This is a genomic window from Marinomonas rhizomae, from assembly GCF_024397855.1.
In the GTDB taxonomy this organism is placed as follows: Bacteria; Pseudomonadota; Gammaproteobacteria; order Pseudomonadales; family Marinomonadaceae; genus Marinomonas; species Marinomonas rhizomae_A.
The window spans coordinates 4232050-4245025 of the sequence record NZ_CP073343.1; the positions used below are offsets into that span (position 1 = coordinate 4232050).

The window sequence follows — 12976 nt, forward strand, 5'->3', positions numbered from 1 at the left end:
TATGAGCAATTGGTTCACTGTCAGTTTCTTGCTAGACTCAAAACTGACATGACAAGTTTATAATAGCTAACGACCTAAACCCTCCACTGAGCAAGATAATGACCAACGCAAAATGTATCTATGTTGTAGACGATGACGACGAGATTCGCACCCTGCTCAAAACGTATTTAGAAAAGCACCAGTTCACTGTGTTAACAGCCGATTCTGGGGAAGCCTTCTTAGCTAACTTCAAAGCAGAGCAAGACGTCGACTTGGTGATTTTGGACATCATGCTACCAGGACAAGATGGCTTCGCCGTTTGTCGTGCTTTACGAGCTCAATCACAAGTTCCTGTCATTATGCTGACAGCCAACTCCGACGAAATGGACCGTATCATTGGTTTAGAAATTGGTGCCGATGACTACCTTGCGAAACCATTTAATCCGCGAGAGTTATTGGCACGAATAAAAGCAATCTTAAGACGTATGGAGCACACAGAAGTCGTCGAAGTGACTCCCGTTGCCCATCGGTTCTATCGTTTTGCGCAATTTACGTTAGATACACTGTCACGAGAATTGCACTTTAAAGATGAGAAAGAGTCGTTATCTGGCGCAGATTACAATCTTTTAATGCTGTTCTTAACTCATCCAGGCGCTGTGCTAACCCGCGAACTTATCGCCGAAAACACACGTGGCCGCGACAGCGCGCCGCTTGATCGTTTTATCGATGTGCATGTTAGCCGCTTACGCCAGCGTTTACGTGAAGACGCCCGACAGCCGCAGTTAATTAAAACCATTCGCGGTCAAGGTTATATATTAACCGCTAGCGTCGAAGTTATTAGTGATGCCCAATAACACACCAATTAGTAAACGCTCGCGCCTCAAGCGCTGGTCCCAGTCGCTGACTGGGCAGATTCTGATTATCATGGCGCTGGGTGTGGCCAGTGCACAGTTCATCAGCTCCTCTATATGGCTACGTCAACTAGAGTCTGATACCGAAGAAAACGTGCGTGAAGTGTCTAAACATATGGCGTTTCGTATCGCAGCAACTGTTAGCTATTTCACGTCTTTACCCACCAACTATCGCCATATTGTCATCGATCAATTACAAGACATGGGTGGCACACGCTTCTTTGTGACACTCAACAAAGAAGAAATCCGCATCAACAACATTCCCGACTCGCCGCTCAAAGACATCGTCAAGAACGAGGTTCAGTCGACACTGATCAAGCAGTTAGGCATTCATAACGCCAAAATCTCCTTCTCTAGCCCAAGCGACTTACACGTTATTAACAACCAAACCCGCCTTGTTGATTTACCAGAGCGCTGGGGACATCACAGCTTATTAGTGAAGCCTCTCACACCACCGATTATCGTGATCCAAATTCCAATCAATGACAAAAACTGGCTGTATCTTGCCAGCTTAATGCCCGATCCGTATTTTTTGGATGGCACCACAGCACTCAGTGGCGATCGTTTATTCTCCATGGCCATGTCCGTCATTACCGTTTTATTGCTGAGCATTCTGATACTGCGCCGAGTAACTCGTCCATTAGCGACCTTGGCGCGCGCGGCAGAACGTTTTGGGCAAGGTGATTGGCAACCGATCAAAGAAGTGGGCAGTGTTGAAGTACGCAACACCGCCAAAGCCTTTAACGACATGCAACGCCGTATTCAGCGCTATCTCAATGACCGAGAAAGACTCTTTGCCTCCATCTCTCACGATCTTAAAACACCAATTACGCGCTTACGATTACGCGCCGAAATGTTGGATGAAGATGATATCCGCGACGCCATGATTCGCGATTTAGAAGACCTAGACATGCTGTTAAAAGGCGCACTGCAGAGCGTAAAAGAAACCGATATTCATGAAAACCGTGTCGAAGTGAACATTTCTAGAATGCTCAAAGACATGCAATCTACAGCCAATTTACATGGCGTGAAACTCACCGTCGTCGGCGAATTAGAACATCCATTTATTGGCAAACCCTTTGCTATAAAACGCTGTCTTGGAAACCTTGTCGATAATGCCCTGTATTATGGAAAAACCGCCATTGTGTATATCGAAGACGATGAAGACGAAGTCTGTATTCGAGTTTGTGACCAAGGACCGGGGATTCCGATTGATAAAATGGACAAAGTTTTTCAGCCTTATACTCGCCTGACACCCGATCATTCCGGCCACCCTGGCGGCATGGGGTTAGGGTTAAGTATCGCACGCAATATTGCCCGAGCTCATGGCGGCGAAGTTACCCTGAGCAACCATATACAGCAAGGCTTAGAGGCCAAACTCTGGCTACCAAGGCATTAACTTTCAACAGATAAATAGACATTTTTCATTGCTTGAAAAATGAATAAAATCGTCATTTAAAAAGCAAAAAAAGGTCACTTGGAAATGTCTTTTGCAAGACTTTGTTACAATAGGTTGCTCTACTTTACCCCCCCTTGTCAGATCCTTTGCTAAATTCTGTAACTCGAACACTCGCTTAAGCTGACCTTCAGAAAGCGAAGTCGACATAAAAAATAACGCGACATCAAAGTCTATAAAATGTCTTTGGTTGGATGATATAACAATAACAAAGGTTCCTATCATGAAAAAAATTGCTTTCGGTTTAACCACAGTTGCACTTTCTCTAGCCGCGGCTACTGCTCAAGCTGGTGAAGTAGAAGTTCTACATTGGTGGACATCAGGTGGCGAAGCCGCTGCGATCAATGTACTTAAAGAAGAAATGGTAGACGCTGGCCACACCTGGAAAGACTTCGCAGTCGCTGGTGGCGGTGGTGAATCTGCTATGACCGTTCTAAAATCTCGTGCTATTTCTGGCAACCCACCTTCTGCCGCTCAAATCAAAGGCCCAACCATCCAAGAATGGGGTGACCTTGGTTTCCTAACCAATCTTGATGATGTTGCTGAGGCTAACGATTGGGACGTGATTCTTCCTCAAGTGGTTAGCAATACGATGAAGTACGACGGTCACTACGTAGCTGCGCCTGTAAACGTTCACCGCGTAAACTGGATGTGGGCTAATCCTGAAGTATTCCGTAAATCTGGCGCGTCTATCCCAACGACTTGGGAACAGTTCATCGTTGAAGCGAAAAAAATCAAAGCAGCAGGTTTCACTCCTCTCGCTCACGGTGGCCAAAACTGGCAAGACGCGACTTTGTTCGAAGCCATCGCGTTGGCTAAAGGCACACGATTCTACAACAGCGCGTTCATCGGCTTGTCTGACAAAACACTACGCAGCCAAGACATGATCGACGTATTTGATACCTTCAAGCAAATGCGTGAATTCGTAGATCCAGGTTTCTCTGGTCGTGACTGGAACATCGCAACGTCTATGGTTATCAATGGTGATGCAGCAATGCAAATCATGGGGGACTGGGCGAAAGGCGAGTTCACAGCAGCGGGCAAAAAAGCCGGTATCGATTACGTTTGTTACCCAGCGCCAGGCACAAGCGGCTCTTTCACTTTCAATATCGACTCTCTAGCCATGTTTAAAGTGGATGGCAAAGAAAAACAAACCGCTCAAAAAGACCTTGCTCGTTTGATTCTTGAACCTAAATTCCAAGAAACATTCAACTTGAACAAAGGTTCTATTCCAGTTCGTTTGAATATGCCTCGCGAGAAATTTGATACGTGTGCACATTCTTCAATGGATGCGTTCCTAGCAAGTTCTACTACTGGCAACCTAGTACCAAGTATGGCTCACGGCATGGCTGTGAACTCTATGGTTCAAGGCGCTATCTTTGACGTCGTGACTAACTTCTTCAATGACGAATCTATGACGTCTAAAGAAGCGGTTGATAAACTGGCTCGCGCAGTTAAAGCAAGTATGTAAGATATAAATCTGCAGAACCCTAATCTGCAGTAAACATACGAGGCTGGCCATAGGGCCAGCCTCCTCTTAAGATTTCCCAGAGAATGTTACGAAACACCGCGAGCGAAGATAGATCTGGTTTTAACCACATCATCAAACCCGTCGTTTTGTCAGTCTCTCTTCTAAAGTGAAGCATCAATTATGAACACTAAAGCCGCCAATTCTGGGTCAGGACAGACTCAGTCAGGACGTCCTGCGCGCCTAAGCTTGGCCGATTGGATGCCTAAAATCGTTATGGCCCCAACGGTACTGGTTACCTTGGTGTGCATCTACGGCTATATGATATGGACTGCCGTACTCTCTTTTACTGGTTCTCGTATGTTGCCGTCGTACAATTTTGTCGGCTTCGATCAATACGAGCGCCTATTCAACAACGACCGCTGGATGGTAGCCCTATCCAACCTTGGGATCTTCGGTGGTTTGTTTATTGCTATCTGTTTGTTCCTTGGCGTGACACTTGCCATTTTCTTGGATCAAAAGATTCGCGCTGAAGGCGCGATCCGCACTATCTATCTTTATCCAATGGCGATTTCTTTCATCGTAACCGGTACCGCTTGGAAATGGTTGCTTAACCCAACCAACGGCCTAGAAAAAATGATGATCGACTTCGGTTTTGAAAACTTCAAATTCGACTGGTTGATTAATCCAGACATGGTTATTTACTGTTTGGTTATCGCGGCCGTTTGGCAAGCTTCTGGCTTCGTCATGGCATTGTTCCTAGCTGGCCTTCGTGGCGTAGATGGCGATCTTATTAAAGCCGCACACCTTGATGGTGCCAGCACATTTACGACTTACCGTCGTATTATTTTGCCATCACTTAAGCCTGTCTTCTTCAGCGCCTTGGTCGTTCTGTCGCACATTGCCATTAAGAGTTTCGACTTGGTGGCGGCTTTGACCAATGGTGGCCCAGGCTACGCGTCTGATTTGCCTGCTAACTTCATGTACACCTACACCTTTACTCGTAGCCAAATCGGCTTAGGTTCGGCGTCTGCTATGGTGATGCTAGGTTGTGTATTGGCGATTTTGGTTCCTTATTTGTATTCTGAGTTGCGAGGTAAACGCCATGAGTAATAAAGCCGTTGGCCGTAAAACGTCTGGCCTAGACAAAGCACTACGCGTTGCCCTGTACACGGTATTACTCGTCGTAGCTGCGTTCTATCTGATGCCGTTTATCGTCATGTTACTAACCTCTCTAAAAGACGTTGAAGAAATTCGTACAGGAACACTGTTGTCTTTGCCTGCTACCTTGAATTTCGAGTCTTGGTCAAAAGCCTGGTCAAGTGCTTGTACTGGCGGTAGCTGTGGCGGTATCTCGCCTTACTTCATGAACTCGTTTCAAATCGTCTTACCTGCGGTAGCCATTTCGACTTTATTGGGTGCTATCAATGGTTATGTTATTTCCCTATGGAAATTCCGTGGCAGCGATTTTTTCTTTGCCGCCATGTTGGTTGGTTGCTTCATTCCGTTCCAAGTTATCTTATTGCCAATGGCACAAACGCTAGGCTGGTTAGGCATTGCCAATACCACCTCAGGTTTGGTCTTCGTGCACGTGGTTTACGGTGTGGCCTTTACGACTCTGTTCTTCCGTAACTTCTATCAGTCGATTCCAGGTGAATTGGTGAAAGCAGCTCGCCTTGATGGCGCTGGCTTCTTTACGATTTTCTACCGCATCATTTTGCCGGTTTCTACACCGATTATCGTCGTAACGGTAATTTGGCAGTTTACGCAGATTTGGAATGACTTCTTATTTGGTGTGGCCTTCTCTGGTTTTGATACTCAGCCAGTCACGGTTGCTTTGAACAACTTGGTAAACACCAGCTTCGGCGGTAAAGAATACAACGTCGATATGGCCGCGGCCATTATCGCGGCCCTGCCAACACTGGCCGTTTACGTATTTGCAGGAAAGTACTTCGTCCGTGGTTTAACAGCTGGCGCTGTGAAGGGCTAAATAAAGGCCCTAAGCAAACTAGCGAACAATAAAGACAAAATGCACTCGTGCCTTTTACCTAACGCAGCACGAGTGATCTGAAAAATTCGGAGTAATAACATGGCAAACCTAGTCATTGATAATGTTAAAAAACGCTACGGCGAGACTGAAATCTTAAAAGGCATCAATATTTCCATCAAAGCGGGTGAATTCCTGATTTTGGTTGGGCCATCTGGTTGTGGTAAATCCACTCTAATGAACTCGATTGCCGGCCTAGAAGATGTATCTGAAGGTCGTATCCTAATCGCCGACAAAGACGTGACTTACACCAGCCCAAAAGATCGTGATATCGCGATGGTGTTCCAGTCTTACGCCTTGTATCCAAATATGACCGTAGAGCAAAACATCTCTTTCGGTTTGGAAATGCGCAAAGTACCAAAAGAAGAACGTGACGTAGAAGTTCAACGCGTTGCTGAATTATTGCAAATTAGTCACCTGCTTGACCGCAAACCAGCGCAATTGTCTGGTGGTCAGCGTCAACGTGTTGCCATGGGACGCGCCTTAGCACGTCGTCCTCAGCTTTACTTGTTTGATGAGCCATTGTCTAACCTAGATGCTAAATTGCGTGTAGAGATGCGTACAGAGATCAAGAAGCTACATAAAAAACTGGGCACAACCATCGTTTATGTAACACACGATCAGATCGAAGCCATGACATTGGCCGATCGCATCGCTGTAATGAAAGACGGTGAAGTGCAACAACTTGGCACGCCACAAGAAATCTACGATAACCCAGCGAACTTGTTCGTTGCGGGCTTTATGGGTTCTCCAGCAATGAACTTCATTCCTGCGAATGTCGTTGAACAGGATGGCACGCCAATGTTGGAATTGGCCACCAGCACCACCGTTGCCTTGCCATTCCCGAAACCTGAAGCGCTAAAAGACTATGTAGGTAAAACCATCCTACTTGGCTTACGCCCTGAAATGATCACCGAGCCGCAGCCACACAAAGAAGGCCAACCTTTTGTAACAACCACAGACATAGAAGTGGAAGTAACTGAACCTATGGGTGCCGATACGATGATTTTGACGCGCGTTAACGATGCGGAAATCAACTGTCGTTCTAACCCAATGTACCCAGCTGACGCAGGTTCCATCATCAAAATGATGTTTGATACCTCTAAAGCCGTTGCCTTTGATAAAGAAACAGGTCGACGCCTAGATCTTTAATTGTTCGTACTGCTAGCGGTTCAATACGTTTAAGCAAGCCTGCCACAGAATGGTTTTCACTGTGGCAGGCTTTTTTTGTCTAAAATGCCAAGTAATTGCACAAATGGTCAAAATTACTGCACAGTCTCTCGAACTTGTCATAAATATGAGATACATTTTAAGAACTGTAATCAAACAAGCGACTCTAAAGTGGCCTTTGGTTATCTCGAATTGAAGCACTGTCGACTAATATCATGTAAAGGAATCAAACCATGAATTTTACTAAGCGTTTTATCACGCAGCTGGCCATTACTGGTGTCGCGTTATCTGTGACTGCATGTTCTATGATGGGACCGCAAAAGCCAGATTGGCAAGAAGACAAAGAATATCGAGTCACCATCTTGCACACCAATGACCACCATGGTCGTTTCTGGCAAAACGGCAATGGCGAATACGGCATGGCCGCTCGTAAAACCTTGATCGACAATATTCGTGAAGAAGTGGCATTAGACGATGGCAATTCCCTTTTACTATCGGGTGGTGACATTAATACAGGCGTTCCAGAGTCTGATCTACAAGACGCAGAGCCAGATTTCCGTGGCATGAAGATGCTGAAATACGATGCGATGGCATTGGGTAACCACGAATTCGACAACCCGCTTTCTGTACTGAAGAAACAACAAGAATGGGCTGGTTTTCCTTTCCTTTCTGCGAATATTTTAGACGCGAAAACTGGCAAGCCTTTGTTTGACGCTTACAAAATCTTCCAAGTAGATGACCTCAAAATCGCGGTTGTGGGCTTCACCACTGACGACACAGCTAAACTGGGTAACCCTGAATTTTTAGGCGGCATCAAAATTGAATCGCCTATCACGGTTGCAAAAAAGCTCATTCCTGAGCTACGTAAAAAAGCCGATTTAGTGGTTGCGGTGACTCACATGGGTCACTACCAAGACGGTAACTACGGTGGCAATGCACCTGGCGATGTAACGCTAGCCCGCACCGTTCCTGGCATCGATGTCATTGTAGGTGGCCACTCACAGAACCCTCTTTTCCAACCTGATGAGCAAAACGGCACACTTATTCTTCAAGCACACGAATGGGGTAAATACGTTGGACGCTTAGACTTTGTCTACAAAAATGGCGCGATCGTTTGGTCTGAATACAAACTCATTCCAGTTAACTTGAAGAAAAAAGTCAAAACCGCCGATGGCAAATCTGAGCGCGTCTTCATCGAAGAAGAAATTGCACAAGATCCAACCATGCTTGAAATGCTAACGCCTTTCCAAGAAAAAGGTCAGAAAGAGCTTAATATTGAAATTGGTTTCTCAGAAGCAGATTTTGTTGGCGAGCGCAGCGTAGTGCGTAACCAAGAGACAAACTTGGGCAACTTAATAGCTTTAGCAATGAAGCAAAAAGTCAGCGCAGATATCGGCATCATGAACTCCGGTGGTATCCGTGACAACTTAGAAAAAGGCGTTGTGACTTACAAGAGCGTGTTGAAAGTTCAACCTTTCGGTAACATGGTGTCTTATGTAGATTTCAATGCAGACGAGCTAACGGATTACCTTTCTACAGTGGCAGCAAAACAAGCAGGCACAGGCGCATTTGCTCAATTCAGTGGCGTCTCTTTAACACTAAAAGATGGCAAAGCAACTAACATCATGGTGAATGGTAAAGCATTAGAAGCTGGCAAAACGTACCGCGTCGCGATGAATAACTACTCAGCATCAGGCGGTGATGGCTACCCTAAAATCGTTGATCATCCAAACTACGTTAACTCAGGTTATGTAGATGCTGACGTTCTAGTGGAATACATTCGTAATAACTACCCACTTAAAGGCGCTAAATTTGCCCCAACAGGTGCTGTGAAGCGTTAATCGAAAGATAAGCCTAACCACAAGAACGCCCCAATAGACACATCTATTGGGGCGTTCTTATTAGTCACCTTCAGAGAAACTGCTCAGCAAAAGAGCTACTCTTTTTTATAGGACAAGGACCATGTCAAAGGTGTCGGTAGTTTTTCGGATTCTAGCTTAACCGTAAACAGCAACTCATCATCACTTACTTGTTTCCACGTATTGGTGCGTTTGCCTCGCTCAGATTCAAGCACCACCACCACAGCATCATTCGTTTGCTGGTAAGTGCCAGATATCTCGATGCCCTCTTCATCTTTCTTGATCACTTCGCCATTAGCACTAAGCGGTATGTTATCGGCTTCTTCACTGTCACACTGCCATTGGAACTGTTTAGCTTGCCAACCCAAAGTCCATTGCTGACAAATCTGTGTTTGTTTTTTTAATACCGGTCGCGCCAAAGCACGAATAAAGAAATTCATCTCTTGCGCCACGTTTTCAACCGCTTCGTCCAGCTTGGCTTGCGTGCTATCAGCGTTTTGCAACATCCACTTACCAGCCAGAACATCGCCTGATGCATAGGCACCTGAGCTAAGCGCCATTGTGGCCACAATTCCAATACCAATCAGTTTCTTCACCTTGCTTCTCCTTATTTTTATTGTGAATAGATAATCGCAGAGTCAAAGAAGCTTGTAAGGCGCAAAAACGCGCACAATGACTGACATTTAACGCCATTCTTGCTACTAAGCGTTTTGGGGCTGCAATGGAAACGAGATGTCGCCAGAGAGATATTGTGTCGCCATGTCGGCATTGACAGGTTTAGAAAAGAAATACCCCTGATATTTCTCACACCCCATATTTGCTAGAATGTCTTTTTCTTCCTGATACTCCACCCCTTCAGCCAACACAGATAGATTCATATGAGTCGCCATAGACACGATTGTATTAATGATCACATGGCTCTGTGGATCACTCGTTAAATCACGTACAAATGATTGGTCGATCTTTAATTGCGTAATAGGAAAGTGCTGCAAATAACGCAGTGAAGAATACCCCGTCCCAAAGTCATCAATGGAAAAACGTATATTGTGTTCTTTGAGTTGCCACATTTTCTCAGCAACAGAAGCGATGTTATCCACCAGCATGCCTTCGGTGATCTCTAAATCAAGCAAGCCTGCATCAACTTCGGAACGATCGATCACATCACAGACAATTTCAACAAAGCACTCCTTGGCAAACTGATATGGGCTGATGTTTATCGCTACGCCTTTAAACGTCGATGGCAAGCCCATGTCTTGCCATATTTTCAATTGCTGACAAACATTTTCTAACACCCAGTTGCCAACGCTGTAAATTAAACCAACCTCTTCAGCGACTGGAATAAAGCGATTGGGAGGCACTAACCCAAGCTCTTCATTAAACCAACGAATAAGCGCTTCAAAACCTATTAGTTGCCCGTCTTGGTTCACTTGTGGCTGATACACCAAGTAAAACTCATTATTGCCAATCGCGCTGTGTAAGGCTTTTTCCAACTTAGCTCGCTCGGAAACCTGCTGTTGCATTTCTTGTCTATAAAAACGGTAAGCATTACGACCACTTTCCTTTGCTTCATACATGGCGGTATCGGCTTGGCGTAAAATCTGAGCATCGTTCGCCCCTTCAAACGGAAACAAGCAAATGCCAATGCTCGCTGATATAAATAAATCCGTTTGTTCTAAACAGAACACCTTAGACAACTGTGACAACAAGGTTTCTGCTAACAAAGTTACTTTGCTTTGTGCTTCTTCGAACGTCCTTCCCAACACAGGAATCAATAACACAAACTCATCACCGCCCATTCGAACCGCAATATCCGCGTCCGACAAACAAGCCAAAAGGCGTTTTGAGGTTTCAACCAAAAGGGCATCACCAACGTGATGTCCCATGGAGTCATTAACATTTTTAAAGCGATCTAAGTCGATAAATAACAAGCCACCAACATGATCATTATCCTGTGCGGTGGTGATGACATTTTCGATGTTCTGATTTAAAAACCGTCGATTTGGCAAATTGGTCAGAGCATCGTAATAGACCAAAAACTGAACCTGTTCTTGATCTAATTTTCGTTGTGTAATATCTCGAAAAGAAGCCAAAAAATGCGCTTCATGATCCAAAGTAATAATGTTTCCACATACTTCGACCGGAAAGTCGACACCATTACTTCGACGATAGTTAGTTTCATAGACCTTAGCCTCGCCTTGAGGCCTCTTGGCCCATTCTTTCAACTGCTCTGGTGTATGATCAAAATCGATCTGTTGAATTTTTAACGTCAACAAAGTGGATTTATCGTAAGCCAATAATCGACACGCCTCGCCATTGCAGTCGAGAATTTGACCCTTTAGGTTAGCCAGCAACATACACTCGCTAGACTGATGTAAAACAGCTTTAAAATAGGCTTCGCTTTTTGCCAGCTCAGTTTCGACCTTTTTCCGCTTATGCCAAAGTGCGGTAATAGTACGAGCCAAAATCCCCAACTCATCTTCTCGAGCAGTTTGCTTAAATTGCAGTTGCACAGGATCATTGCCGTCTTTTTCCAACCAACTTAATTGATCAATTAGCCGAGAAAGAGGCCGAGATATTTGTACATAAAAGAGAATAAAGATGGCAGCACCAAGTAGGAACGCAGATAAAAACGAAGTACTAATTAAGCGGATATTACGACGTAAGAAAGCATTCGTTACCGCGCCACTATCGATCGAGACAATAACGGTTCCCACAGAAAAGTGAGTATTCCGCATTAACGTCAAGCGGAAATCCTGTGGCAATTCACTGAACACTTGTTCAGATAATCCCCGCAGAAACATAGGTTGCAAAGGACGATACGTGCTTGCCAGCTCGTTGCCCAAATCATCTTCCAAACGCGTTTTATAAAAACTACCCGAACGCATCAGTCCAGCAAGGACTTTTTTGGCTAAGCCCTCATCCAATAAATAGGCCGCTTCCGTCGCCGCACTCTCGGCAATGTACAATGTCGACATGACTTGGGATTTAATAGTGGCTTTCTCGTCTTGCCAGTCTACAAAAATCTGCAAAGAGCTCATCGACAAGCTCAACAATAAAATCAGTATCAATGCCCATTTGGCCTGTTTATAAGAAAGTCGTTTGCGTAATGCCAACATGCAGAGTTATAAACCTTCTTCCGAATATGGAATACCATAACGAACATAAATCGCTCTGGATTCGCCAGATTGCTTAATTGCTTGCAATCCCTTATTCAATTTGTCTCGCCACATACTAGCTCCCTTGTAAGATTGGCTAAAGCAAACCGTATAATACTTATACTCCATGTCTGTGATGTTATAAAAACTCAATTGATCAGCAATACCCAATGTATTGGCGACATAAGCGATACTTTCTTTCCCTGTCATAAATACATCGTGATTACGGCGCAACAGCAACGTCAAACCTTGTCTATCTTCATTAACAATACTGTAAGGTATTCCATTCGCATCCAAAATATTCATTGGTGCCCAGCCGTTTACTACTAACGTTTTGTATTTTTTTAACTCCTGTAATGAATGGCTGCCGTCTGATAAAAAATTACGTCGTGTGACGAAAGCAAGAGAGGAGCGACTGACTGGGTCGGAGAATAAAGAAAAGGGTTCTCTAGAAGGAAGAGGATGGCATGAAATACCACCAAGAATAAGGCCAGCCTCCACATCTCGCATAACCCGAGTCCAAGGCATTATTTTGTAGCGAACGGACACACCTTGAGTTGCATAGGCAGCACGAATTAAGTCCACATCTAACCCATACAAGCCATCGTCATGTTTGAGCGGCGTAGACGACGGGACTTCTTTAGAATCAATAGTGTAAGGAGGAAAATGCACCGTATAAAGTACAACCTCCTCCGCTTGAACCATTCGGCAGAAAAGAGTCCCAATAATACATAAAGCAATGCAGCAATAGCGACTCATAACTTCTCCAATGAAATCTAGGTAAATAAAATAACCTTATTGATTTTAAAAAGCAGTCGGCCTCAACAATTAACCTATATTAAATATGATGTATAAAACGCAGTACCTCAAGTAAATACAAACGATTACCGCCAAACTTAGGCACAAAAAAACCAGACGCCGTATTTTGACG

10 protein-coding genes are annotated in these 12976 nt (G+C 44.7%); 7 read left to right on the forward strand and 3 right to left on the reverse strand.

The annotated features are described in order from the left end of the window. Positions 1–98 precede the first annotated feature (98 nt). From KDW99_RS19830 to ushA, 7 genes are all read left to right on the forward strand, one after another. Positions 99–833, forward strand: a complete 735-nt coding sequence (locus KDW99_RS19830) for a response regulator (RefSeq protein ID WP_304941370.1) — start codon at positions 99–101, stop codon at positions 831–833. Beyond that, on the forward strand, positions 823–2289 hold the full coding sequence (locus tag KDW99_RS19835) for an ATP-binding protein (RefSeq protein ID WP_255827190.1): 1467 nt from the start codon (positions 823–825) through the stop codon (positions 2287–2289). The genes KDW99_RS19830 and KDW99_RS19835 overlap by 11 nt, the downstream gene beginning before the upstream one ends. A 280-nt stretch (positions 2290–2569) precedes the next feature. Next, positions 2570–3817 carry an ABC transporter substrate-binding protein gene (locus KDW99_RS19840; RefSeq protein WP_255827191.1) on the forward strand — a complete coding sequence of 416 codons (1248 nt, stop codon included), beginning with the start codon at positions 2570–2572 and terminating at the stop codon, positions 3815–3817. A 180-nt stretch (positions 3818–3997) separates the two neighbouring features. After that, positions 3998–4927, forward strand: a complete 930-nt coding sequence (locus KDW99_RS19845; protein WP_255827192.1) for a carbohydrate ABC transporter permease — start codon at positions 3998–4000, stop codon at positions 4925–4927. Then, on the forward strand, positions 4920–5804 hold the full coding sequence (locus KDW99_RS19850) for a carbohydrate ABC transporter permease (protein WP_255827193.1): 885 nt from the start codon (positions 4920–4922) through the stop codon (positions 5802–5804). Before KDW99_RS19845 ends, KDW99_RS19850 begins: the two co-directional genes overlap by 8 nt. 99 nt (positions 5805–5903) lie before the next feature. Then, positions 5904–7013 (forward strand): ABC transporter ATP-binding protein, encoded by a 1110-nt coding sequence (locus KDW99_RS19855; RefSeq protein WP_255827194.1) that lies wholly within the window; start codon positions 5904–5906, stop codon positions 7011–7013. Positions 7014–7264: 251 nt separating this feature from the next. After that, positions 7265–8872, forward strand: coding sequence for a bifunctional UDP-sugar hydrolase/5'-nucleotidase UshA (ushA, locus tag KDW99_RS19860; protein ID WP_255827195.1), 1608 nt, complete (start codon positions 7265–7267; stop codon positions 8870–8872). A gap of 95 nt (positions 8873–8967) precedes the next feature. Here the strand turns inward: ushA and KDW99_RS19865 are convergent, their stop codons facing one another. The 3 genes from KDW99_RS19865 to KDW99_RS19875 all read right to left on the reverse strand — a co-directional run bounded on the left by KDW99_RS19865 (position 8968) and on the right by KDW99_RS19875 (position 12804). Further along, the gene (locus KDW99_RS19865; protein WP_255827196.1) at positions 8968–9486 is read right to left on the reverse strand and encodes a hypothetical protein; all 519 of its coding nucleotides are present in this window, start codon (positions 9484–9486) and stop codon (positions 8968–8970) included. A gap of 105 nt (positions 9487–9591) precedes the next feature. Next, positions 9592–12006 carry a putative bifunctional diguanylate cyclase/phosphodiesterase gene (locus tag KDW99_RS19870; RefSeq protein ID WP_255827197.1) on the reverse strand — a complete coding sequence of 805 codons (2415 nt, stop codon included), beginning with the start codon at positions 12004–12006 and terminating at the stop codon, positions 9592–9594. Between the two features lie 6 nt (positions 12007–12012). Then, entirely contained in the window at positions 12013–12804 is a 792-nt protein-coding gene (locus KDW99_RS19875; protein ID WP_255827198.1) for a substrate-binding periplasmic protein, read from the reverse strand. Positions 12805–12976 lie beyond the last annotated feature (172 nt).